This is a genomic window from Corynebacterium sp. p3-SID1761, from assembly GCF_055862885.1.
This window is the reverse complement of record NZ_JBSQBJ010000001.1, coordinates 250,649-273,932: the sequence shown is the minus strand read 5'-3', so window position 1 is coordinate 273,932 and position 23,284 is coordinate 250,649. Positions and strand designations below refer to the sequence as shown.

Sequence of the window (23,284 nt, the reverse complement as noted above, 5' to 3'; positions counted from 1 at the left end):
GGCCATGGCTAAGGAGAATTTCCAACGACCTTCGGTAGAATTCCCACCTATGACTACCCCCACTTCGGACGCACCGGACACCCTGGCTAACTCCAGCGGTACCCGCTTCTTGCGACCGTGGCGGAGGTTCAGGGAACAATTGCCTCAACTTGGCCTCGCGGGATCACGCTCGGCTCAGCTGCACTCTGAATCCGAGGGCGACAACGCTCCGGAAAGCTCTGTACAGCTCCAACCACTCAACCGTGCCCTGTCCATGAGGCTTTACGTCGCCGTCTTCTTGGGCGCCCTGGGCACGATGCTGATCACCGTCGGAGGGCTTGGCGCCGGCGCGTTTCCCGTGGTTCACAATCCCTATTGGGATTTCCCAGGTGTGAACACTTTGGCGAGAATGCTGCACTCCACCACCGTCATGGTTTTCGTAGGCATCGGGTTCCTGGTCTACGGCTGGCTCTTACTGCTGCGTTTCGCTGTCTCCACCCCCGGTAGGCCGAACCACCCGATTCCCGTCCGCACGTATTGGCGCACGTTCTTCGTGTGGGTCACCCCGTTGATGTTTACCCCGCCACTGTTTACTCAGGACATCTACTCCTACCTCGCACAAGGAGCCATCGCCGCCAAAGGCTGGGATCCTTACGGCGGAGGCCCGGTTGACTTGCTGGGAATTGACGATCCCCTGGCTCGCTCCGTGCCTTTGATGTGGGCACACTCCCCTGCGCCCTATGGGCCGGTCGCCCTGGGCTATGGAGAAGTGATCTCCATGCTCACAGGTAACTCGATCATTCTCGGCATCGTACTGCACCGCCTCGTGGCCATCTTGGGTCTTGCTCTGAGTGGTTGGGCACTCGTGCGTTTGGCGCGCCGCTGTGGCGTGTCCAGTGGTGCGGCGCTGTGGCTGGGCGTACTTAACCCACTGGCGATCCTCCACCTTATTGGCGGCATCCATAACGAGGCCGCGTTGATCGGCCTGCTCCTCGCTGGCATGGAATTGGTCTTGCGCGGGGTGGACAAGGAAGATCGCCCCCTTACTAGTCGTTGGATCCTCATCATCGGCGGATTCGTACTAATCACAATGGCTGGCATGGTGAAGGTCACCGCGCTGATCGGTTTGGGATTTGCCGGTGCAGCGCTGGCGCGTTGGTTTGGCGGTCGCCTTGTCGATCTGTGCACCGCCGCCGCGGTTGCTGTGGCGGTCTCCGCGACGGCCGCAGTGGTGATGTCTCTGCTCACTGGTGTGGGCTTTGGCTGGATCACCTCCCAAGGCGGAGCTGCAGAGATCATCTCCTGGATGTCCATCACCACCTCCCTCGGCCTAGCCTCAGGTGCGCTGGGCGGAGTCCTGGGACTCGGAGATCACATTGACTCCTCCCTAGTTGTCTTCCGTACTTTGGGATTGCTAGTGGGCGGCTTTTGGGTGGTGCGTATGCTCTGGGCCTCATTCCGCGGGCGTATTCACCCCGTGGGCGGTTTGGGAGTGGCCACCCTCATCTTGGTGCTCTTCTTCCCCGTCGTACACCCCTGGTACCTCCTATGGGCGATTCTCCCGCTTGCGGCCTGGGCAAATCGCCGGGCGTTCCACCTCACCGCCATTATCTACTCAGTGGTCTTTAGCTTCTTTATCCTGCCCCGGGGTTTATCGCTTCCGACCTCAACCGTCATTTACATCTACCTGATGAGCCTGGTGTTCTTCTTGGTAGTGGTGTCAATTATGAAGTGGCTGGCAGGTGGAAACGCAGACCTGGCGGAAGCCATGTCGATTCGCGACGGCACTTCTGACGAACAGTGGCGACGCTACGTAATACACCGCCAGCGGACTAGACTCTCTCTACATGACAACAGGACCTGATTCACAGGCACCCGGTAGCGAGCCCATACTGCAACTCCGCGATGTCGTCAAAACTTTTGGCGATCGCCACGCGGTCAACGGCCTCAGCTTCAATCTCGCTGCCGGCCAGGTGCTCGCACTACTCGGCCCCAACGGCGCCGGCAAGACCACGACCGTCGAGATGTGCGAGGGTTTTATTCAACCCACTGAAGGAAGTATTCGAGTCTTCGGTCTGGATCCGGCGCTTCACTCGGACGAGGTTCGCAGCCGCATCGGCGTGATGCTGCAAGGTGGCGGCGCTTATCCCGGTATCCGCGTGGGAGAGATGCTGCGTTTGGTGGCGTCATATTCAAAGAATCCCTTGGATCCGGAATGGTTGCTCCAGACCGTCGGCCTGAAGGGCCACGAGAAGACACCCTATAGGCGCCTTTCGGGTGGCCAACAACAACGACTCAGTCTCGCCTGTGCGCTGGTCGGTCGTCCGGAGCTGGTGTTCCTCGACGAACCCACGGCGGGGCTCGATGCACAGTCCCGACTGGCGGTGTGGGATCTCGTAGCTTCCCTGAAGCGTGACGGTGTAGCTGTCATCTTGACCACGCACCTGATGGATGAAGCCGAAGCACTGGCCGACCAGGTGGTCATTATCGACTCCGGACGGGTAGTTGCAGCAGGCACACCGGAGGAAATGACTTCACACAACGACCCGAATTCTACGGCTGCGTGGCTTTCCGTTCAGGTTGATTCCGACGCCCCACTCCCCGACGTCACCGCGGCCATTGCCAAGCACACACAAGCACAGTTGACAGTGGACGAAATCCGGCCCCGACATTTCAAGCTAGAGGCCCCGGAGTTTTCTCCGCAGACGATTGCCGACGTTGCCGCAGCATTCGCTGAGCTGGGAGTGATGATTAGCCAGCTGGTAGTTAACCGACAGTCGCTGGAGGACGTGTTCCTCTCTATCACCGGAAAGGACATTCGCTCATGAAAAGCACCAGCCGCTTCGAACCCGGTTTCTTCGCTCCGGCGCCGCAACAGGCCAAATCCTTTGACATTGTAAAGGCACAGGCCAAGATCGAATCCTTGCTATTCTTGCGCCACGGCGAGCAGCAACTGCTCTCTATGGTCATTCCGTTGGGACTGCTTATTGGTTTGACGCTGGTTCCCGGCGATGATGCATCCCACGCTGTGACCCGTATCTTCCCCATGGCGCTGGCGATTGCCCTCATGGGCGCCGGTTTCACCGGACAGGCCATCGCCGTAGCCTTCGACCGCCGCTATGGTGCCCTGAAGCGCATCGGCGCTGCAGGTGTGCCGACGTGGGCGCTGATCGCCGGGAAGGTAGTGGCCGTATGCATTGTGGTACTGCTGCAGGTTCTGGTTCTGTCTATCGCAGCTTTTGCCTTGGGCTGGCGCCCGGACATCGTTGGATTTCCAGCGGCGTTGCTGACCGCGGTGGTGGGCGTGGCAGCCTTCACAAGCCTGGGGCTGCTTCTTGGCGGCACTCTCAGCTCTGAACTGGTGCTGGCGCTGGGCAATACGATTTGGTTCGTATTATTGGGCGCAGCGGTGTACGCCACCATGACGACACCCGCCGGCGAGAGCGTCAACGGATTCCTTATGGCCGTCCCCTCGGTAGCTTTGATGGAGGGTTTTCACACGGCAGTCGAAAACGGGGGCTGCAACCTTGTTGCGCTGGCGAGCCTGCTGGCATGGGCGGTTGTAGGCACCGGCCTTGCTCTAAATTTCTTCCGCTTCACCATGGAAAGCGACTAGCACATTTCGGGTTTAGGCAATTAGCCCCGCGACATGGGGTTACGTTAGTCTTAAGGCGTGCTAGAGACTATGAAACGACGCGCCACGGAGGAGAGTAATCCCTTCGTCAAGGCGCTGCTGAAGCTGTACGCATTCGTTTATGCAGCAGACCGCAAATTCGGTTTCCCCCGCCCCGTCACCGCGCCGACTATCCGCCGTCAGCGCCTATTTGCCATCATCCTGCTGGCTTGCCAGACGGGAATCACTTTCACTGGATCACTGGTGCGCGTGACAGGTTCCGGCCTGGGATGTGACACCTGGCCTCAGTGCCACCCAGGATCGCTGCTTCCCGTGCCGGGTTCGGCTCCGTGGATTCACCAACTGATTGAGTTCGGCAACCGAACGCTGACGTTCGTCCTGATCATCGCCTGCCTCATATGCTTCATTGCGGTAGTGCGAGCCGCGCGCCGCTCCTCAATCCTCCACCTGGCTTTCGTCCAGGGAATCGGCATTATCGCCCAGGCAGTAATTGGTGGAATCACCGTCCACATGGATCTCATGTGGTGGATGGTTGCGCTGCACTTCCTGCCTAGCATGCTGCTGGTATTCCTGGCCGCCAAACTAGTTGTGCGAATCGGCGAACCCGATGACGGCGAAATGCAGCCGCAGATGCCCCGACCGTTGCGCATCCTCACTGATGGCTCTGCGATTAGCTTGGCAGTGGTGCTTATGACCGGCACTTTGGTTACCAGCGCGGGTCCCCATGCTGGCGATGAGGCTATTCTGCCGGAGCACCGACTGCAGGTGCCTCTGATCGACATGGCACACATCCACGCTGGCTTTATGTACCTATACTTAGGACTTACGATCGGCCTGTTGGCGGGCGTCTTTGCTCTGAATCTTGAGCGCCGCATCAAGACTGCTTCCTACTGGGTTATTGCCGCGATTATCGTGCAGGCTGCCATTGGCATCATGCAGTACTGGTTGGGTGTGCCCCGCTGGTCCGTTCCGTTGCACGTCATCGGCTCCGGCCTCTCTACCGCCGCCACCGGATTCCTGTGGGCACTGAAGTCCCGCTACAGCGGTGGCAACGCCAGCCACACGGGCACCACCACCGGGGATAGTCAGCGCCACGAGGCTGTCAACGCCAAAGACGGCTAATATACAGAGTCCAGGGTTATTGTCTAGCTGACAGCGACGAGGGGTCGAACCATGACTCAGCCGACGCGCATGCCGCGCACCACACTGAAGTTCAACTCGGGGGTCGATACTCCACTGGTGCCTGAACGGGGCGAACGCTACTACTCCACCCCCAACCCGATGCGGGATAACAGTGGGGCCTTTGAAGCAATAAAGGCAACGGGGCCGCAGCCTTACGCTCGGGACCTGCCAGGTCGCATGATTATCTTCCTGGTCGTTGGGCTCTTCGGTGCCGTCTTCGCTGCCATTGGTCTCATGCTGATTCTCAGCAAACTTCGCCGAGGGGTTGCAACGGCCGACGGTCTCCGTCTCACGGATACGGTCTTTTTCATCGTTGGAATAATCTTCGTCGTTGTCGCGGTCTACTCGATCTCCAGCGCCCTAGCACGACGCAGACGAATCGTCACCGCCTGGAAGAATGGCTGGATCGACTACTACCCAGCGCTGGTCGGGCAGGTCTATCATTGCCGCACCGAAAGGCGAGAAAGCGAATCTTCAGGCTCAACGTTCTATTACTACTATCGGGCGCCTCTCCACGTGCTTTACCCTGATGGCTCGTTCCGGCAGATGCACTCCTTTGAGTTTGAGATGAAGCGCAAGCCCGACTGGTATCGCACCCGTTTTAATATGGCCTCATCGGCGGAAACCGCTGTCGTGGATGGTTTGAACAATAACGGCTGGGCGATCGTCGGTATCAGTCGTCGACCCGGGCAAACCCACGCGGAGCTCGATTCCGGGCTCACGAAGAAACAGTGCGAAGCCGTATTCAACCTCGCCGAACGCGATTGGCTCAGAACGGCTTGGTGATCTTAGCCGTGATCCTAGGTCGTGATGCTAACCGAGCACAGCCTCGGCGAGAGTCTGCCAGCCCAGCACGGCATCAACAGACAGAGCCACGAACAGTAGCGACAGGTAGTTGTTCGACAGGAAGAACAGCTGCATCGGCTTGACCGGGGTGCCGTTTTTCACGCCACTGTGCAGCAGATGCGCCTTGATAATGAACCAGGCGCCGGACAGCACGGCCGCTGCCAGGTAGATCCAGCTAGCGGCGGGAACCAGTAGCAGCGAAGTGACCACGGTCGCCCACGTGTAGGCAAGAATCTGGCGCGTAACCTCCAGCGGAGGTTTAACGACAGGCATCATGGGCACGCCCGCGGCTTCATAGTCCTCGCGGTAACGCATGCCAAGAGCCCAGGTATGCGGTGGCGTCCAAAAGAAAATAACCATAAACAAAATGAGCGCCTGGGCCCATGACAACCAGCCTGCGTGGAACGCCCCGCCGTTGTTATCGGTGATTACGGCCCAGCCAACTACGACGGGCATACAGCCGGCCGCGCCACCCCAGATGACGTTTTGCCAGGTACGGCGCTTCAACCACTTGGTGTAGACATAGACGTAAAACCAGTTCGTCAGCACGATGAACCCGGCGGCCAGCCACGAATGGCAGAGGAAGCCGAGCCACAGCACCGAGATAATGAGCAACACCCAGGCGAAGATGCGCGCTTCGCTGACGGAAACGGTCTGACGAGCCGTCGGACGGCGCCGGGTGCGACGCATCAGCTGATCTATGTCGTGATCGACGACGTTATTGAAGGTGTTAGCAGCCCCGGCTCCCATCCAGCCGCCGATAAGGGTCAGCAGGATAAGACCGAAGTTCACTTCGCCGCGTTGTGCCTGCAACATTGCAGGAATCGTGGCTACCAGCAATAGCTCAATGACCCTAGGTTTGGTCAGTGCTATGTATGCCTTGGCCGTCTCAGCGAATGTCTTCACCGGCTGCCTCGCCTCCAAGTTCAGGTCATGCAGTTCCACCTGCAGTCTATCCATTCCGCGTCTAACGCTACCCGAGCGTTTCATGCTGGCCGAACCGCGCCCTCGGAACAAGTGTCCGTGGCACTGAAAGCCTTGCTAATGCACGGGATTCAGGCGTGCATCTCTATATGGTCGGCTGGAGCGCCGATAAAGTTCCAACTTTCAGTAAAAAGGTTATGGCACACCCTGATACAAAATTGGCGCCCACCATCTGTGCCCACTAGCCACGGCGGTCGGCCGCGACCATTAGTATGTATGGGGTATTCAGCTTGATGAAGAAAGGCAACTGACAGTGACTCTCTCCCCAGAACAGCAGGCACTCACCGTGCGGAATTACCCAGCCGACTGGACGGAGACCGACACGCGCGCGGTCGACCTCGCCCGTGTGCTGGCTGCTGATGCCGTTGAAAAGTGCGGATCCGGTCACCCCGGTACGGCAATGAGCCTGGCACCGCTGGCTTACACCCTGTACCAGCGTGTGTTGCGACACGATCCGAAGGATGTTCACTGGGTAGGTAGGGATCGCTTTGTGCTGTCGGCGGGTCACTCGTCCCTGACGCAGTACATTCAGCTGTTTTTGGGTGGTTTCGGCCTGGAGCTAGAGGATCTGCAGGCGCTACGCACCTGGGGGTCCAAGACCCCAGGCCACCCGGAGGTTCATCACACCGACGGTGTGGAGATCACTACCGGCCCTCTTGGCCAGGGTCTGGCTTCCGCGGTGGGTATGGCTATGGCTTCCCGCCGTGAGCGCGCGCTATTCGACCCGGAGGCACCGGCGGGCGAGTCGCCTTTTGACCACTTCATCTACGTCATTGCTTCCGACGGCGACGTGCAGGAGGGCGTAACCTCTGAGGCTTCGTCGCTGGCCGGTACCCAGCAGCTGGGTAACCTCATTGTCTTCTGGGACGACAACGGCATTTCCATCGAAGACCAGACCCAGATCGCCTTCACCGAGGACGTCGTGGCCCGCTACGCCTCGTACGGCTGGCAGACCCTTGAGGTCACCGGTGAGGACGTCGAGGGCATTCTGGACGCCGTTGAGCGTGCGAAAGCGGACACAACTCGCCCGACCTTCGTCCGACTGAGCAGCGTTATTGCCTACCCGGCACCTACGAAGATGGATACGGGTGCTTCTCACGGTGCCGCACTGGGTGCGGAGGAAATCACCGGTATCAAGGAGGCGCTGGACTTCCCCGACGAGCCGTTCCCGGTAGAGGACAACGTAATCGCCCACACCCGCGGTCTGGTCGAGCGCGGCGCGGAGGCGCACAAGCAGTGGCAGGGTCTTTTCGACGCCTGGGCGGAGAAGAACCCGGAGAACAAGGCTCTGTTTGACCGTCTCTACTCCCGTGAACTTCCGACGGATTTCGATGCCGAGATTCCCAGCTGGGAGGCCGGCGAGTCCCTGGCCACGCGTAAAGCCTCGGAGGCTACGCTGCAGGCACTGGGCAAGACTCTGCCTGAGCTGTGGGGTGGCTCGGCCGACCTCGCTGGCTCCACAAACACCATCATCAAGGGCTCCCCGAGCTTCGGTCCGGAGGCCATCAGCACCCGCAGCTTTACTACGGAACCCGGCGGACGGAACCTGCACTTCGGCATCCGCGAGCACGGCATGGTGGCCATCTTGAACGGCATTGCACTGCACGGACCGACCCGTCCCTATGGCGCTACCTTCCTGCAGTTTTCTGACTACGCCCGTGGTGCCATTCGCCTCGGCGCGCTGATGAAGTCGGACGTCTATCACGTATGGACCCACGATTCCATTGGCTTGGGCGAGGATGGTCCGACCCACCAGCCGGTCGAGCACCTGGCTTCTCTGCGAGCTATCCCCCACCTGGCAGTAATTCGCCCAGCGGATGCTAACGAGGCTGCCGCTGGCTGGGTTGCCGCCTTGCGCGCCGAGGAATCGCCGAAGGCATTGATTCTGACGCGCCAGAACGTGCCTGTGCTGGAAGGCACGCAGGAAAAAGCTGCCGACGGTGTGGCCCGCGGAGCCTATGTGCTGGTCGAGGAGTCCACTGACACCCCAGAAGTTATCTTGCTGGCTACGGGCTCTGAGGTACAGCTCGCCGTCGAAGCCGCAAAGGAGCTCGAGGCTCAGGGCGTGGGCACTCGTGTTGTATCCATGCCAGTTATGGAGTGGTTCTTGGAGCAGGATGCCGAGTACCAGGAGCAGGTGCTGCCGAGCTCCGTCACCGCCCGTGTTTCCGTCGAGGCTGGCATTGCGATGCCGTGGCACCGTTTCGTAGGCCTCAACGGTCGTACGGTTTCCCTGGAACACTACGGTGCTTCCGCGGACTACCAGACTCTATACCGCGAGTTCGGCATTACCGCCGAGGCTGTCGTCGCAGCGGCTCACGATTCCATTGCCGCCAACAAGTAATTTCTGACCCCGTTTACAAGGACTGATCCTTCACCTATGAGCACTCCCGCCAACATCGAAGCCCTTGCCGCCGCCGGTACCTCCGTGTGGTTGGATGACCTGTCCCGCGACCGCCTGCGCTCCGGTAACCTCGCCGAGGTAATCGAGAACAAGGGCGTAGTTGGTGTAACCACCAACCCGGCGATTTTTGCCAACGCTATGTCCCAGGGAACCGCCTACGACGAACAGCTACGCGAGCTCGCTGCCGCGGGTACCCCAGCAGATAGCGCCGTGTTCGAAATGGCTGCGGACGATGTTGCGGATGCTTGCGATGTGTTCCTCTCCCTCTACGAACGCACGGAGGGATTCGATGGCCGCGTTTCTTTGGAGGTCGACCCGCGCCTAGCCAATGAGCGCGAGGCCACGGTTACCCAAGCCAAGGAACTGGCTGCCAAGGTCGGACGCGACAATCTTATGATTAAGATTCCCGCCACGGAGGAATGCCTTCCTGCGATCACTGAAGTCTTGGCTGAGGGAATCAGCGTCAACGTCACTTTGATTTTCTCTGTCTCCCGCTACATTCAGGTGATGGAAGCTTTCATTGAGGGCATTAACCGTGCTGCCGAAGAGGGCAAAGATCTCTCCAAGATTCACTCCGTGGCTAGCTTCTTTGTCTCCCGCGTGGATACCGAGATCGACAAGCGCTTAGATAGCATCGGCTCAGAAGCAGCCAAGCAGCTGAAGGGCAAGGCGGGCGTGGCCAATGCCCAACTGGCCTATGCTGCCTTCGAGGAGCAGCTGCTAAACAACCCCGAATGGCAGAAGCTGGCCGACAAGGGAGCTCGAGTACAGCGCCCACTGTGGGCGTCAACCTCAGTAAAGAACCCGGAGTACCCAGATACCTTGTACGTCACCGAGCTGGCCGGCCCGCACACCGTCAACACGATGCCAGAGAACACGCTGGACGCGACGATCGGCCATGGAGAAATCCGTGGCGATTCGCTGTCCGGAACTGCATCCCAGGCACATGTGGTTTTCGCCAGCCTGGACGAGGTCGGAGTGAATCTGGCCGAGGTGTGGGCCGTGCTAGAAGATGAAGGTGTGGAAAAGTTCGTAGCCTCGTGGAACGAACTTTTGGGCACCCTCGCAGAGCAGCTGAACGCAAAATAGCAACCCCCGACTACCCCACGTAACAGAGGACTTTAAACAAGTGCAACTACCTTTTTCCGCCGAGGAATGGCGCAATCCGCTGCGCGATGAATTGGACAAGCGCCTTCCCCGCATCGCCGGGCCCTGTGGCTTGGTGATTTTCGGCGTGACCGGTGACCTAGCACGCAAGAAGCTGCTGCCTGCTGTGTACGACCTTGCCAACCGTGGCCTGCTGCCGCCGGGTTTTAGTCTGATCGGTTACGGTCGTCGTGACTGGTCCAAGGAAGAGTTCGAAGAGCAGGTTCTGCAATCAGTCAAGGAGCGGGCGCGCACCCCGTGGCGCCAGAATGTCTGGGAGCGGCTGGCCGAAGGCATCTTCTTTGTCACTGGTGACTTCACCACGGACGCTGCTTTTGACGCCCTCGCGGAGAAAACCCGTGAGATCGATAACGAACGCGGCACTGCTGGCAACTGGGCTTATTATCTTTCGGTACCCCCGGACCACTTCCCCAGCGTATGCCACCAGCTAGAACGGTCGGGCTTGGCGAAGCCAGATCCGGAACTGGGCGAGCTGCACAATGGCTGGCGACGCGTGGTTATTGAGAAGCCATTCGGCCATGATGAGCAGTCCGCCCACGAGCTCAATGAGATCGTAAACAGCGTGTTCCCGGAATCCAGCGTGTTCCGTATCGACCACTACCTGGGCAAGGAGACAGTGCAGAACATCCTGGCGCTGCGCTTCGCCAACCAGCTTTTCGACCCGATGTTCAATGCGCATTACGTGGATCATGTGCAGATCACCATGGCTGAGGACATCGGTCTGGGAGGCCGTGCGGGTTACTACGACGGCATTGGTGCGGCCCGCGACGTGATCCAAAACCACCTGCTGCAGTTGTTGGCGCTGATTGCTATGGAAGAGCCGGTGACGTTCAACCCGTCCGAGTTGCAGGCAGAGAAGGTTAAGGTTCTCCGCGCCACGAGCCCAGTGGGTCCATTTGCGCAGACCACGGCCCGTGGACAATACACCTCCGGATGGCAGGGATCCATCCCAGTGAAGGGGCTGCGCCAGGAGGATGGCTTCGACCCGGAATCCACTACCGAAACGTATGCCGCCGCTACTTTCGAAATCGCTTCGCGCCGTTGGGCGGGTGTTCCCTTCTACCTGCGCACCGGCAAACGCCTGGGGCGCCGCGTGACGGAGATCGCCATTGTTTTCAAGGAAGCCCCTCACCTGCCATTTGGCCCCGGACAAACCACTGCCCAGGGTAACAACATGCTGGTCATCCGCGTGCAACCCGAAGAGGGCGTGCTGGTGCGTTTCGGCTCCAAGGTCCCGGGATCGGCTATGGAGGTGCGCGATGTCAACATGGACTTCAGCTACTCCGAGGCCTTTACCGAAGAGTCGCCCGAAGCCTATGAACGTTTGATTTTGGATGCCCTATTGGACGAAGCCAGCCTCTTTCCCACCAACGAGGAAGTTGAGCTGTCCTGGAGGATCCTCGATCCGATCCTGGATCATTGGGCGCTGCATGGGCGCCCAGAGGACTACCCCGCCGGCACATGGGGGCCAAAGGGCGCCGAAGAGATTCTGTCCCGGTCGGGACGGCAGTGGCGTCGTCCGTAGAAGCACCCTAGAAACCGCCAGACCCCTACCCGCACCGTCCCCACCCGCGTGAGGAGCGCGCACTTCAACGCCCATGATTATCGACTTACCGAACACCAAGACCAAAGACATTGAACACCGCATCCGTGCGCTGCGTGAGGAGCGCGGCGACGTCACAAGCGGCCGCGTCCTTACCCTGATCGTGGTAGCTAACGAGGAGGATGATCTCGATCGAATCATTAGCTCCACACATGACGCGTCCCGCGAGCACCCTGCACGTGTCATCGTGTTGGTGATGCACCGCAGCGAAGAGCCATTGCTGGATGCCCAGCTGCGCATCGGCGGAGATGCGGGTGCTTCAGAGATCATCATTATGCACCTGCACGGAGAGCTGTCGGCCAACCGCGCCTCGGTCGTGACTCCGTTGTTGCTGCCCGATACTCCGATTGTGGCCTGGTGGCCTGCGACCGGTCCGCGTAACCCGGCGGCCGATCCCATCGGCGCGCTGGCTACCCGCCGTATCACGGACTCTCTCACGGACGAGGACGAGGATGCCCTCTACCGCCGTCGCATGACATATACCCGCGGCGATTCCGACATGGTGTGGAGCCGCATCACCCTATGGCGCGGACTATTGGCCTCTGCACTGGATCAGCCTCCGCACCATGCCATTGTTTCCGCAGAGGTCTGGGGGCCGAAGCACGATCCTTCCGTAGACATTGCCGCCGGATGGCTCGCCGAGCGCTTGGACGTTCCGGTGACCAGGCACGTCACGGGCGAAGGTCGGTTCAGTGAGGATGCGGACGGCGATCGACTGATTTCGATCGAAAAGGCGGTGCTGCACCGCCAGGTGGGTGCCATTGAGGTGGAGGCTGTTGACGCCAACACGGTCTCGCTGACCGTCGGTGACCAGAATTCCATGGTCACCCTCGGCAGGCGTGCCCTTGCCGATTGCCTGGCCGAAGAGCTGCGGCACCTTGACCCGGATTATGCCTTTGGTCATGCGTTGCGTGGCCTGGTGCGGGTAAACAGGCCCGACCGAGGTCCACGGAATTCCCAGTTCCGCGGTGTTAAGACGACGGATGCACAGGATGACAAGCTAGATCGCTGGACCTCCCGCGACGCCCGCGATACCTACAACAACTTCGACGGTCAGGAGTCTCTACGATGAAGCCCACACACGATCACAGCCACGACGCAGTTGTCAGTGAGAAAACCGGCATCGAGTTGCGACCCCGCGACAACAAGCAGGATCTCGCTACTGCCGCGGCCCGTGAGTTCATCAACACCGTAGCTGAACTGCAGCGTACCGGGGATACAGTCACCGGTGATGGCATTGTCCGGGTGGTATTGACCGGCGGTGGCGCGGGCATTGCTACTCTTTCAGAGATTGCTGCATTGGATCACGCGGCAAAGCAAACGGCGGAGGACTTTCCTGTCACCCGGATCGACTGGTCACAGGTGTATGTCTTCTTCGGCGATGAGCGTTTCTTGCCCGCCGGCGACCCGGAGCGCAATGATAAACAAGCTTTTGACGCGTTACTTCGACACGTGGACATTCCTTCTCTAAATGTGTTCCGCTTCCCCGCCCTGGCGGCAGGCGAGCAGGCGGATGGGCCAGCGCTGGATGCGGCGGCTGAGTTCTATGGGAAGACTGTAGATCAGGTCGCGCCGGAGGGCTTTGACATTCACCTGTTGGGCATGGGGCCAGAAGGCCATATCAACTCGCTATTCCCTCACACTGACGCGCTACTACATGCCGAAGGTTCTGTAGTGTCTGTCCGCGAATGTCCGAAGCCTCCGGCGGAGCGTATTAGCCTGACTATGCGGGCGGTGAACCGTTCCCGAGCAGTGTGGTTGCTGGTCTGTGGTGCGGAAAAGAAAGAGGCTGCGAGCCAGGTGTTTGACGGCGGTAATGGCGCCGAGTGGCCCGCAGCCTTGGCCTCGGGTATCGAGGCAACGCTGCTGTGGGTAGACAAGGAAGCTAACCCACTGCTTTAGATTGTTGCTTCTAGGGGGTTTAGGGGGCTGTGGGTTATCCCAGGCCGTAGTGCAGAACTAGGTTCAGTGCAATCAAAGAGATCAGCCAGATAACGGCGGTACCCACAGTCAGACGATCCAGGTTCTTCTCCGCCACGGTGGAACCGGACAGGTTGGACTGCATGCCGCCACCGAACAGGCTGGACAGGCCTCCACCCTTACCTTTGTGCAGCAAAACGGACAGGCCCATCAGCAAGCTGGTGACAACCAGGATGATCTGCAGCGTTAGGATCAATGCCCTACCCTCAACTCTTCTTCGTAATCAACTTACTAAATCTTTTGTTTAACACCACGAATTTACCCGCTGTGGCCCTGAAGTGACAACCCGCCACGCGGCAGAAGCCTAGCCGGAGTTGCGTAGCGCAGTGGCGAGGCCATTCATGGTCAGCTGAATCCCAGAACGTACGCTATTGGAATCATCACCGGCTCGGTAGCGACGCAGCAGCTCCACCTGCAACAGGTTCAAAGGCACCAGGTACGGGAAGCGGTTGCGCACCGAGCTCACCAGCTCCGGGTTATCTGCCAGCAGGGTGTCCCGTTCAGTAATCTGCAGGAACATCTCCACTGTCAGCTTGTACTCCTCCACGATCACACGGAAGATTCGCTCCGCTGCGTCCTTGTTCGCCACAAGCTCGGAGTAAAGCTGTGCAATCGACAGGTCGGCCTTTGACATCACCTGCGCCATATTGGATAACACCGAGGCGAAGAAAGGCCAACGCTTGTGTAGATCCCGCAGGTAGTTGAGGCGCGAGGTGGCGTCACCAGAGACAGAGGTACCGCCGTCGATCCAGCGCTTTAAGGCACTGCCGACGCCGAACCAACCAGGCAACATTACGCGGGACTGCGACCAGCTGAGTACCCAGGGGATGGCGCGCAGATCCGATACGGCGGTGGTTTGTTTGCGCGACGATGGGCGGGAACCGATGTTCAAACTGCCGATCTCTGTCAATGGCGTGGAGGTGGTGAAGTATTCGATAAAGCCCGGGTCTTCGTGCATAAGCGCGGAGTATGCCTTGCGCGATTCTTCGGCGACCTGGCGCATGGTGGCGAAGGCCTCCTCCGGATTGCCGAGATCGTCGACGGGCAGCAGGCTGGCCTCCAGTGTGGCGGCGACGAGAGCCTCCAGGTTTCGGGCGGCGTTCGCGGGATCGCCGTATTTAGCGGAGATAATCTCGCCCTGTTCAGTGATGCGTACGGCACCTTGCACAGCACCCTGCGGCTGCGCCAGGATCGCGTCGTAGGATGGACCGCCACCGCGACCGACGGTTCCACCGCGTCCGTGGAAGAGACGCAGGAATAGTCCTGCTTCGCGGGAGGCGGCCACAAGCTCCAGTTCGGCGTCGTACAGCGCCCAATTGGCAGCGAAGTAACCACCGTCCTTGTTGGAATCAGAGTAACCCAGCATGATCTCCTGGGTATCTCCGCGTTCCGCGACGTAGTTGCGGTAGAGCGGGAGCTTCCACAGCTCGCGCATGATGTCCGCACCCCCAGCGAGGTCGTCGATGGTCTCAAACAGCGGGATGATATCCACCGAACCCCGGGGGTGATCACCGTTTGCCTGGATAAGTCCCACTTCTTTCAGCAGAATCATCGGCTCGATAACGTCGGAAACAGACGATGCCATAGAGATGATGCAGTGCGGAACCACATCAGTTCCGAACTTCTTTGCTGCTTGTGCCGCTGCGCGGAAAATACCTAGCTCACGTTCAGTTTCCTCGGACCATTCGGCGCCCGGATCCGCTAGTGGACGTGGGCTGGCCAGCTCGCGCAGAAGCAATTTGATCTTGTTGTCTTCATCCAGCTCCGCGTAGTTCTCAGCGACACCGGCGCGGGCAAAGACCTCGGTCAGGACGTTCTCGAAACTTTCGGAATTCTGCCGCAGATCCAGTGCGTAGAGGTTAAAGCCGAAAGTTTCAACGGCCTCGCGCAGGTCAGCCAAGGTGTGGTCGGCCAGAAGATCGTCCATCGAGTGGCGTAGCGCAGCATCCACCGTATCGATGTCGGCCAGAAGCTCCTCCGGATCCGCGTAGGGCTCGTGTCCCTTGTGAATGCCGCCGGACACCACCGGCTCCCCGAGGGTTTGTTTGGCCGTCGCTGCCACGCGTCCGCGCATGCCGTGCAGGGCGCGGCGGAAAGGCTCATCCACGCGGGAAGGAACGTCATTGTGGCCACGATCGGCTAGTTGCTCAAGCGCCTCGGTGGTGTCGATAAACCGCGACGACAGACTGAGCTCGTGCTCGAGCGCGTAAATGGTTTTCTGGTAGTGGTCGAAGACAGTGCGGGCGGCCGCGGTCGTGGCGATACTGACCGTTTCTGCAGTGACATAGGGGTTACCGTCGTGGTCGCCACCGATCCACGAACCGGGGCGCACGATGGCAGTATGGGGCACGGTATCTCCGTACTGCTCTTTCATATGCTCATTGACGCGACGGTTGATCGCCGGAATCTCGCTCAGCAGGCTGATGCCGTAGTAGCGCAATCCCACCTTGATCTCGTCCTCGATACGCGGACGCACGCTACGGATCAGGGAGGTCTGCCACAGTAGCGTCATGCGGCGGCGAATTACCAGCTCAATCTGCGTCAGTTGGCGAGCCGCGCGGACGGAGTCGGGGTTAAGTTTGAGTTCTTTGAGCACGCGTGCGCGCCGACGCATCATCTTCATGATGTCGGTTTGCACATCGAACACGGTCCGGCGGCGGGTCTCTGTTGGGTGCGCCGTGAGGACAGGCGCTACAAGGGCATTCGCCATAGTTTCGGCGACCTTCTCCCCCGGCACTTCCCGGTTGTGAAGTTCTTGCCACGTATATGCCAGGGTGGAGCGCGGGGCGGTATTGCCCCGATCCTCCTCAAGGTCACGAACCCGTTCGACGTAGAGATCTTCCGCCAGATTCGCCATCAAAGCGAAGTGCGAGAATGCACGAATCACTGGCAGCGCCTTCTCCGTCGGCAGTGAGTTGAACTGCTCGGCCAGCTGCTCAATCTGCATCTCTCCGTAGCGCAGGTCAAAAGCTGCACGCCGGGAGTTTTCGATGAGGTTGAAAGTGTACTCGCCCTCCTGCTCACGGATTACCTCTCCCAGGATCCGCCCCAGGTAGCGGGTATCGTCTCGCACCGTGGGGCTGATCTCTGGGTGGGCGATTTCATCAGGAGCGACGGGAATGGCGGTGCCGCGGATCGTGTCGTTGCTCATTGTGTTAGGCCGTCGCCTTTGCTGCGGCCGCTGCCAGGCGTGCGAAGTCTTCGCCGTTTAGCGACGCTCCGCCGACGAGACCGCCATCCACGTCTGGCTGGCTGACCAGCTCTCCGACGGAATCGGTTTTCACCGAACCACCGTAGAGAATGCGAATACCACCAGCGACCTCCTCGCCAGCTAGCTCGGCGACGAGCTCACGGATCGCGTGGCAGACTTCCTGTGCATCCTCGGCAGAGGCAACCTTGCCGGTGCCAATTGCCCAGACGGGTTCATATGCGATGACGGTCTTGGAAAGGTCCTCAGCGGACAGTCCCGCCAGGGAGGCCTTGGTTTGGTTCTTAACGAACTCGACATGCTCGCCCTTTTCGCGGACATCCAGCTGTTCGCCCACGCAGACAATCGGCTGCAGTTCATTATCCAGTGCTGCGCGAGCCTTGGCTGCTACGGTTTCGTCGGTCTCTCCGTGGTACTGGCGACGCTCGGAGTGGCCAATGATGGCCCACGTGCAGCCCAGCTTCTTCAACATTGCGCCGGATACCTCACCGGTGTAAGCACCCGAAGTGTGCTGGGATACGTCTTGGCCACCGTAAGTAATCTCCAGCTTGTCGCCATCCACCAGAGTCTGGACGGAGCGGATATCCGTGAACGGCGGGATAAAGGCCACATCCACGGACTCGTAGTACTCCTTCGGCAGTGCGAAGACGAACTTCTGCACGACCTGAATAGCCTCATAGTGGTTCAGGTTCATCTTCCAGTTGCCGGCGATAAGTGGCTTGCGTGCGGTCATTGTGTCAATGCCTCTCTACTGTGCTTACTGCTTAGTACTTCTGGAACGTACGGGGTGTGTTTAGCTTTCCAGGACGGAAACGCCGGGAAGTTCCTTGCCCTCCAGGAACTCCAGGGAGGCACCGCCGCCAGTGGAGATGTGGGAGAAACCTTCCTCTCCCAGGCCCAGGGTGCGAACAGCCGCGGCCGAGTCGCCACCGCCGACGACCGAGAATGCACCGCCGCCGGTGGCGTCGATAATTGCCTCGGCAACACCCCGCGTACCCGCCGCAAAGGCTGGGAACTCGAATACGCCCATCGGGCCGTTCCAGAACACGGTCTTGGACTTGGCCAAGATTTCGGAGAACAGCTGAACGGAGTCCGGGCCGATGTCCAGACCCATCCAACCTTCCGGGATGGAGTTCAGGTCGACGGTGCGGTGGTCGGCGTCTTTGTCGAAACGCTCGGCGACCTCTACATCGGTGGGCAGAACAATGACGTCACCGAAGCGTTTCAGCAGATCCTTGCAGGTGTCGATCATGTCGTCCTGCAGCAAAGAGCCGCCAACCGAGTAGCCCTGTGCCGCGAGGAAGGTGAAGCACATGCCACCGCCGATCAGGAGGTTGTCCACGCGCGGTGCAAGTGCCTCGATGACGCCCAACTTGTCAGACACCTTGGAACCACCCAGCACAACGGCGTAGGGCTTTTCCGGGGTCGCCGACACGCGGCGGAGCACGTTCAGCTCGGCCTCGACAAGACCACCTGCGTAGTGCGGCAGCTTCTTGGCCACATCGTAGACGGAGGCCTGCTTGCGGTGAACCACGCCGAAGCCATCGGAGACAAAGGCACCATTGTCACCGGTGAGGGCAGCCAACTCGGCCGCGAATTCAGCGCGTTCTGCCTCGTCCTTAGAGGTCTCGCGGGCATCGAAGCGAACGTTCTCCAGCAGCAGGATGTCACCGTCGTCAAGGCCGTTGGCGCGCTCGTGAGCATCTTCGCCGGTGACGTCAGTGGCTAGCGGTACCCACTGGTCTAGGCGCTCAGCGAGAGCTTCCGCGACGGGAGCCAGGGAGAACTCCTCTTTGAACTCACCCTTGGGGCGACCCAAGTGGGCGGAGACAACGACGCGAGCTCCGGCTTCCAACAGAGCCTTCAACGTAGGTACGGAAGCATCGATACGACCCGGGTCGGTGATATTGCCGTCAGACAGCGGGACATTCAGGTCCGCACGAACCAGAACATGGCGTCCCTGGACGCCCTCGTTGATCAGGTCTTTAACGGTCTTGATGGCCATGGGAAGCTCCTTAAAAAGTTTCTATTTGGGTGGTTAATGAAGGTAGAGAGTGGGGGCTACATGAGAAAACGGGCCGGCTCGACCCCGCGACGCGCGACACGTGCGGCGATCGGAGCCGAACCCGTAATCCTTATAGCTTTGCGGACAAGGCCTAATTAGAGGCGCTCGCCGACGTAGGTTGCCAGGTCGACCAGACGGCAGGAGTAGCCCCACTCGTTGTCGTACCAGGAGACAACCTTGACCTGGTTGTCGATGACCTTGGTCAGGCCAGAGTCGAAAATAGAGGAGTGAGAATCACCCACGATGTCGGTGGAGACTAGCGGAGCGTCATCGGAGTACTTCGCAATCCCCTTCAGCTCATTCTCGGCTGCCTTCTTGAGTGCAGCGTTGACAGCCTCGACGGTGACCGGCTTCTCAGCTTCGAAAGTCAGGTCGGTCAGGGAGCCGGTGATAACCGGAACGCGCACTGCGTAGCCATCCAGCTTGCCCTTCAGCTGCGGCAGAACCAGGGAAACGGCCTTTGCAGCACCAGTGGAGGTCGGAACCAGGTTAACGGCTGCGGCGCGGGCGCGGCGCAGGTCCTTGTGCGGAGCGTCGTGCAGGCGCTGGTCGCCGGTGTAAGCGTGAACGGTGGTCATCAGGCCCTTGACGATGCCGAACTCCTCGTCGAGAGTCTTGGCCAGCGGAGCCAGGCAGTTGGTGGTGCAGGAGGCGTTGGAGATGATGTGGTGGTTCTCCGGGTCGTAGTCGGTGTGGTTTACACCAACGACGAAGGTAGCGTCCTCGTTCTTCGCCGGAGCGGAGATAATGACCTTCTTAGCGCCCGCGTCGATGTGTGCCTTGGCAGCCTCAGCATCGGTGAAGAAACCGGTGGACTCGATAACGATGTCCGCACCCAGCTCGCCCCAGTTCAGGTTCTTCGGGTCGCGCTCAGCAGAAACGGCGATGCGCTTGCCGTCGACGGTGATGGACTCGTCGTCGTACTCGATCTCAGCATCCAGGCGACCCATAACGGAGTCGTTCTTCAGCAGGACAGACAGCGTCTTGTTATCAGTCAGGTCGTTGATGCCCACAACCTCCAGGTCAGCGCCCTGGGAACGGATTGCGCGGAAGAAGTTACGGCCGATTCGGCCGAAACCGTTGATGCCAACACGGATAGTCATAAGTTGAACTCCTAAAAACTGCGTCTATTTTTCTTCGAGCTAGACGCCAAGGCCTACGGCTCAAAACTCCAAGCCCTCGACCCTCACGCCGACACCTCCGAGAGTACCTGCGCCTCCTAGGGTTCGCAGCGATTCTTATCCCATATGCGATGGGGGTATCCGTGCTGACTTCTACGGGGTTAGAAATCAATCAACGTCGTTGAACAACTCCGAGGTGACAGCGGAATGTGTGTCCGGTAATCCCAGTTCCTCGGCGCGTTTATCAGCCATTGAAAGCAGGCGTCGAATGCGACCTGCCACGGCATCCTTGGTCATCGGTGGCTCTGCAAGGCGACCGAGCTCCTCCAGTGAGGCTTCCTTATGTTCCACCCGCAACTGTCCGGCTTCGGCCAGGTGCTGGGGCACATCGTTTTCCAGGATCTCCAAGGCACGCTCCACGCGGGCGGCAGCGGCCACTGCGGCGCGGGCACTGCGGCGCAGATTCGCATCATCGAAGTTCGCCAGGCGGTTCGCTTTTGCCCGATTTTCGCGGTTCCGGCGCTGCTTCTCCCAGATTTCGCGGGTCTCTTGAGCACCCATCAGCATGAGGAGCCGTCCGATGGAATCGCCGTCGCGAATCACGACGCGGTTGACTCCCCTGGCTTCCTTCGTCTTTGCAGTCACGTCAATACGGCGTGCGGCGCCGACCAGTGCCAGAGCGGCCTCATTCGACGGCGTCTGCACCTCCAGCGCGGACGAACGTCCCGGGTCCGTAATGTAGCCATGCGCCAGGAAAGCACCTCGCCAGGCGGCTACACATTGATCCTTGGTGCCGCCAATAATGAATCGCGGCAAGCCTCGTACTGGACGCCCTACGCGGTCGATCAACTCGGTGCGACGTGCCAGCTCCATGCCACCTTCAGTCCACCGCAGCACATGCCGAGGGCTGCGACGAAGATTGCCCGCACCGATAATCTGGTGCTCCGGTTCGATCTTGTAGAGCTGCTCCACCATGTCTGTGAGGCGACGAGCCGTATCTGCGGAGTCCACCTCGGACTCCACGACGATCTTCTTGCCCACCAGGTGCAAGGCAGCCGTGTACCGCAGCAGGCTGGCAACCTCCGCGGTCATCACATCATGGCGAGTCACCAGAACTCGATTTAGTTCTGCCTTCACATCGGCCGTCAGTGCCACGGACTGTCCTTCCTTCCCAACTTGCACACAGGGCACCCAATTATAGCCGAGCTAGCTATTCTCGCTCCGGCAGGTCTTGCACGCCGCCTGAAACCTCATGCAGAACCGCAGCGAGTTTGGTCGGATTGTGACGGTCGGTCCATCGCCCGCGGTTGTCGTCCTCCCGCACGTCGCGGTAGATCACTTTCGCGCCCAGTGCTGCCGCTGCCCTTTCGATATGACGCCGAGCGCTGGCCACGGGCATCGTCGACAGATCGACGATGACAACGTCAATCTTCAAGCTGGGGCAATGCTGTCGCACCATATGGATATGGTGTTCCAAAGACATCCCGGCGGTCTCCCCAGGTTCCGGAACCAAGTTCAAGACCAGCGCTTTTACCGCCTTAGTTTGGTTGAGAGCATCCACGATTCCGGGGACGAGGAGGTGCGGGATCACACTGGAAAACCAGGATCCCGGTCCCATGGAGACCAAATCGGCATTAAGAATCGCCTCGACGGCCTCCGGAGACGCTGGCGGATCCACGGGGTAGAGCTTCACTCGGCGCACCTCCCCCAACGTGGATGCAACGGCAACCTGCCCGCGCACGGCGACAACCTCCCGTGGGTCTTCTTCCAGCCCGAGCACTTCGGCCTCCAGATCCAGCGGCTCGTTGCTCATCGGGATGACTCGCCCTTCGATGCCGAGGAGTCGACCAATCTCGTCCAGCGCCTTTAGCTCACTTCCCATAACCTGCGCCAGACCAGTGATAAGGAAATTGCCGAGTGCGTGGCCTTTGAGCGCGCCAGAACCGCCGAAGCGGTGTTGAATCACGTCTTCCCACATGCGTCCGCGCTCGTTATCGCGAGTGAGCGCCGCTAGCGCCATGCGCAGATCACCTGGCGGTAGAGAACCCAACTCACGACGAATGCGTCCTGACGATCCTCCGTCGTCGGCCACCGTCACAATGGCGGCAACATAATCCGCGATGGTGCGCGCCGAACGCAGAGTATTGAAAAGGCCATGTCCGCCGCCCAGGCAAGCCATCCGCGCGATTGGTTTCGGGGAAGAGTTTTCGTTATGCGTCATGTTGCTTTTCACCCCTAACGTTCCAAGTCTCGGTGGGAAAGGTTTACGAGTACACCGTCTTTTGCCAGCCGGCGGGTTAGTTCCTCAGCGATCGCCACGCTGCGGTGGTGGCCACCAGTGCAGCCGATGGCTACGGATACGAAGAACTTGCCCTCTTTGCGGTATCCCGGCAGTACGGAGTGGATGAGTCCCACGGTGTGGTCGAGGAAATCTTCGGCCCCGGATTGAGACAGGACAAAGTCGGAGACGGGGGCGTCAATACCTTTAAATGGGCGCAGCTGCGGATCCCAGTACGGGTTCGGCAGGAAACGAGCGTCCAGCAGTATGTCAATATCCTTGGGCGGTCCGTGCTTAAAGCCGAAACTCTGCAGATTAATGCGGACACTCGAGTGATCCGCAGCTGCGAAGAACTTCTCCAATTCACGGCGCAGATCGTGGATGCTCCGGTCGGTGGTATCCAAAACGATGTCAGCGCGTTCGCGGATGCTGGCGAGCATTTCGCGTTCACGGTCAATACCGTCCTGCAGCGTGCCCTTTTGTTGCAGCGGGTGGGTGCGGCGCACAGCGTCAAAGCGCGCAATCAGTGCCTCATCCGTGGCATCCAAATAAAGCACTGTAGGGCGACGGCCTCCGGTATGGAGATCGTGCAGGACACTGGTGAGGCTGCCGGCGAAATCGCGGGAGCGGACGTCGGTGACGATGGCCAACTTCTCGATGGGCGAATCCGGGGAGAAACTAAGCTCAACCATTCGCACGATGAGCTCGGGCGGAAGGTTGTCCGCGACGTACCACCCGAGCTCCTCCAGGGCTGCGGCGGTAGCTCGACGCCCTGCCCCAGACATGCCCGTGATCAATATCAAACTGGGCTCTTGCTGCGTTGATGCGCTCAT

19 protein-coding genes are annotated in these 23,284 nt (G+C 59.8%); 10 read left to right on the top strand and 9 right to left on the bottom strand.

Annotated elements, in window-relative coordinates; genetic code table 11:
- The first annotated feature begins 49 nt into the window (after positions 1–49).
- From mptB to ACWXWJ_RS01205, 5 genes are all read left to right on the top strand, one after another.
- Positions 50–1,843 (top strand): polyprenol phosphomannose-dependent alpha 1,6 mannosyltransferase MptB, encoded by a 1,794-nt coding sequence (gene mptB / locus ACWXWJ_RS01225; RefSeq protein ID WP_448307662.1) that lies wholly within the window; start codon positions 50–52, stop codon positions 1,841–1,843.
- Positions 1,827–2,807, top strand: a complete 981-nt coding sequence (locus tag ACWXWJ_RS01220) for an ABC transporter ATP-binding protein (protein ID WP_448307661.1) — start codon at positions 1,827–1,829, stop codon at positions 2,805–2,807. The genes mptB and ACWXWJ_RS01220 overlap by 17 nt, the downstream gene beginning before the upstream one ends.
- Positions 2,804–3,595, top strand: coding sequence for an ABC transporter permease (locus ACWXWJ_RS01215; protein ID WP_473963292.1), 792 nt, complete (start codon positions 2,804–2,806; stop codon positions 3,593–3,595). The genes ACWXWJ_RS01220 and ACWXWJ_RS01215 overlap by 4 nt, the downstream gene beginning before the upstream one ends.
- Positions 3,596–3,664: 69 nt before the next feature.
- Positions 3,665–4,735 carry a COX15/CtaA family protein gene (locus ACWXWJ_RS01210; protein WP_473963291.1) on the top strand — a complete coding sequence of 357 codons (1,071 nt, stop codon included), beginning with the start codon at positions 3,665–3,667 and terminating at the stop codon, positions 4,733–4,735.
- Positions 4,736–4,786: 51 nt separating this feature from the next.
- Positions 4,787–5,581: a hypothetical protein gene (locus tag ACWXWJ_RS01205; protein WP_473963290.1), complete on the top strand. Its 795-nt coding sequence runs from the start codon at positions 4,787–4,789 to the stop codon at positions 5,579–5,581.
- Positions 5,582–5,608: 27 nt separating this feature from the next.
- Here the strand turns inward: ACWXWJ_RS01205 and ACWXWJ_RS01200 are convergent, their stop codons facing one another.
- Positions 5,609–6,601, bottom strand: a complete 993-nt coding sequence (locus ACWXWJ_RS01200) for a heme o synthase (RefSeq protein WP_473963289.1) — start codon at positions 6,599–6,601, stop codon at positions 5,609–5,611.
- A 277-nt stretch (positions 6,602–6,878) separates the two neighbouring features.
- On the opposite strand from ACWXWJ_RS01200, the gene tkt reads away from it, so the two are divergent.
- The 5 genes from tkt (at position 6,879) to pgl (ending at position 13,701) form a co-directional block, all read left to right on the top strand.
- Complete coding sequence (gene tkt, locus ACWXWJ_RS01195; RefSeq protein WP_473963288.1) at positions 6,879–8,969, top strand: transketolase; 2,091 nt, start codon at positions 6,879–6,881, stop codon at positions 8,967–8,969.
- Positions 8,970–9,005: 36 nt separating this feature from the next.
- Positions 9,006–10,118, top strand: a complete 1,113-nt coding sequence (gene tal / locus ACWXWJ_RS01190; RefSeq protein WP_473963287.1) for a transaldolase — start codon at positions 9,006–9,008, stop codon at positions 10,116–10,118.
- 40 nt (positions 10,119–10,158) lie between these two features.
- Positions 10,159–11,721 carry a glucose-6-phosphate dehydrogenase gene (gene zwf / locus ACWXWJ_RS01185; protein ID WP_473963286.1) on the top strand — a complete coding sequence of 521 codons (1,563 nt, stop codon included), beginning with the start codon at positions 10,159–10,161 and terminating at the stop codon, positions 11,719–11,721.
- A 73-nt stretch (positions 11,722–11,794) separates the two neighbouring features.
- On the top strand, positions 11,795–12,871 hold the full coding sequence (locus tag ACWXWJ_RS01180) for a glucose-6-phosphate dehydrogenase assembly protein OpcA (protein ID WP_473963285.1): 1,077 nt from the start codon (positions 11,795–11,797) through the stop codon (positions 12,869–12,871).
- Positions 12,868–13,701 carry a 6-phosphogluconolactonase gene (gene pgl, locus ACWXWJ_RS01175; protein ID WP_473963284.1) on the top strand — a complete coding sequence of 278 codons (834 nt, stop codon included), beginning with the start codon at positions 12,868–12,870 and terminating at the stop codon, positions 13,699–13,701. The genes ACWXWJ_RS01180 and pgl overlap by 4 nt, the downstream gene beginning before the upstream one ends.
- A gap of 34 nt (positions 13,702–13,735) precedes the next feature.
- On the opposite strand, the gene secG is transcribed toward pgl, so the two are convergent.
- The 8 genes from secG to rapZ all read right to left on the bottom strand — a co-directional run bounded on the left by secG (position 13,736) and on the right by rapZ (position 23,284).
- The gene (gene secG, locus ACWXWJ_RS01170) at positions 13,736–13,975 is read right to left on the bottom strand and encodes a preprotein translocase subunit SecG (protein ID WP_293791480.1); all 240 of its coding nucleotides are present in this window, start codon (positions 13,973–13,975) and stop codon (positions 13,736–13,738) included.
- A gap of 108 nt (positions 13,976–14,083) precedes the next feature.
- On the bottom strand, positions 14,084–16,864 hold the full coding sequence (ppc, locus tag ACWXWJ_RS01165; protein WP_473963369.1) for a phosphoenolpyruvate carboxylase: 2,781 nt from the start codon (positions 16,862–16,864) through the stop codon (positions 14,084–14,086).
- Between the two features lie 70 nt (positions 16,865–16,934).
- Positions 16,935–17,720 carry a triose-phosphate isomerase gene (tpiA, locus tag ACWXWJ_RS01160; protein WP_293791481.1) on the bottom strand — a complete coding sequence of 262 codons (786 nt, stop codon included), beginning with the start codon at positions 17,718–17,720 and terminating at the stop codon, positions 16,935–16,937.
- Between the two features lie 60 nt (positions 17,721–17,780).
- Positions 17,781–18,992 carry a phosphoglycerate kinase gene (locus ACWXWJ_RS01155; RefSeq protein WP_473963283.1) on the bottom strand — a complete coding sequence of 404 codons (1,212 nt, stop codon included), beginning with the start codon at positions 18,990–18,992 and terminating at the stop codon, positions 17,781–17,783.
- A gap of 155 nt (positions 18,993–19,147) precedes the next feature.
- Positions 19,148–20,155 carry a type I glyceraldehyde-3-phosphate dehydrogenase gene (gene gap / locus ACWXWJ_RS01150; protein WP_293791483.1) on the bottom strand — a complete coding sequence of 336 codons (1,008 nt, stop codon included), beginning with the start codon at positions 20,153–20,155 and terminating at the stop codon, positions 19,148–19,150.
- Between the two features lie 186 nt (positions 20,156–20,341).
- Positions 20,342–21,328, bottom strand: coding sequence for a DNA-binding protein WhiA (gene whiA / locus ACWXWJ_RS01145; RefSeq protein WP_293791484.1), 987 nt, complete (start codon positions 21,326–21,328; stop codon positions 20,342–20,344).
- A 55-nt stretch (positions 21,329–21,383) separates the two neighbouring features.
- Positions 21,384–22,394: a gluconeogenesis factor YvcK family protein gene (locus ACWXWJ_RS01140; RefSeq protein WP_293791485.1), complete on the bottom strand. Its 1,011-nt coding sequence runs from the start codon at positions 22,392–22,394 to the stop codon at positions 21,384–21,386.
- Between the two features lie 14 nt (positions 22,395–22,408).
- Positions 22,409–23,284 carry an RNase adapter RapZ gene (gene rapZ, locus ACWXWJ_RS01135; RefSeq protein ID WP_473963282.1) on the bottom strand — a complete coding sequence of 292 codons (876 nt, stop codon included), beginning with the start codon at positions 23,282–23,284 and terminating at the stop codon, positions 22,409–22,411.

What these genes read in the sequence shown, in the direction of transcription:
- mptB (WP_448307662.1), top strand. Translation starts at nt 50, where the DNA reads ATGACTACCCCCACTTCGGACGCACCGGACACCCTGGCTAACTCCAGC.
- ACWXWJ_RS01220 (WP_448307661.1), top strand. Translation starts at nt 1,827, where the DNA reads ATGACAACAGGACCTGATTCACAGGCACCCGGTAGCGAGCCCATACTG.
- ACWXWJ_RS01215 (WP_473963292.1), top strand. Translation starts at nt 2,804, where the DNA reads ATGAAAAGCACCAGCCGCTTCGAACCCGGTTTCTTCGCTCCGGCGCCG.
- ACWXWJ_RS01210 (WP_473963291.1), top strand. Translation starts at nt 3,665, where the DNA reads ATGAAACGACGCGCCACGGAGGAGAGTAATCCCTTCGTCAAGGCGCTG.
- ACWXWJ_RS01205 (WP_473963290.1), top strand. Translation starts at nt 4,787, where the DNA reads ATGACTCAGCCGACGCGCATGCCGCGCACCACACTGAAGTTCAACTCG.
- ACWXWJ_RS01200 (WP_473963289.1), bottom strand. Translation starts at nt 6,601, where the DNA reads ATGGATAGACTGCAGGTGGAACTGCATGACCTGAACTTGGAGGCGAGG.
- tal (WP_473963287.1), top strand. Translation starts at nt 9,006, where the DNA reads ATGAGCACTCCCGCCAACATCGAAGCCCTTGCCGCCGCCGGTACCTCC.
- ACWXWJ_RS01180 (WP_473963285.1), top strand. Translation starts at nt 11,795, where the DNA reads ATGATTATCGACTTACCGAACACCAAGACCAAAGACATTGAACACCGC.
- pgl (WP_473963284.1), top strand. Translation starts at nt 12,868, where the DNA reads ATGAAGCCCACACACGATCACAGCCACGACGCAGTTGTCAGTGAGAAA.
- tpiA (WP_293791481.1), bottom strand. Translation starts at nt 17,720, where the DNA reads ATGACCGCACGCAAGCCACTTATCGCCGGCAACTGGAAGATGAACCTG.
- ACWXWJ_RS01155 (WP_473963283.1), bottom strand. Translation starts at nt 18,992, where the DNA reads ATGGCCATCAAGACCGTTAAAGACCTGATCAACGAGGGCGTCCAGGGA.
- gap (WP_293791483.1), bottom strand. Translation starts at nt 20,155, where the DNA reads ATGACTATCCGTGTTGGCATCAACGGTTTCGGCCGAATCGGCCGTAAC.
- ACWXWJ_RS01140 (WP_293791485.1), bottom strand. Translation starts at nt 22,394, where the DNA reads ATGACGCATAACGAAAACTCTTCCCCGAAACCAATCGCGCGGATGGCT.
- rapZ (WP_473963282.1), bottom strand. Translation starts at nt 23,284, where the DNA reads ATGAGCGCATCAACGCAGCAAGAGCCCAGTTTGATATTGATCACGGGC.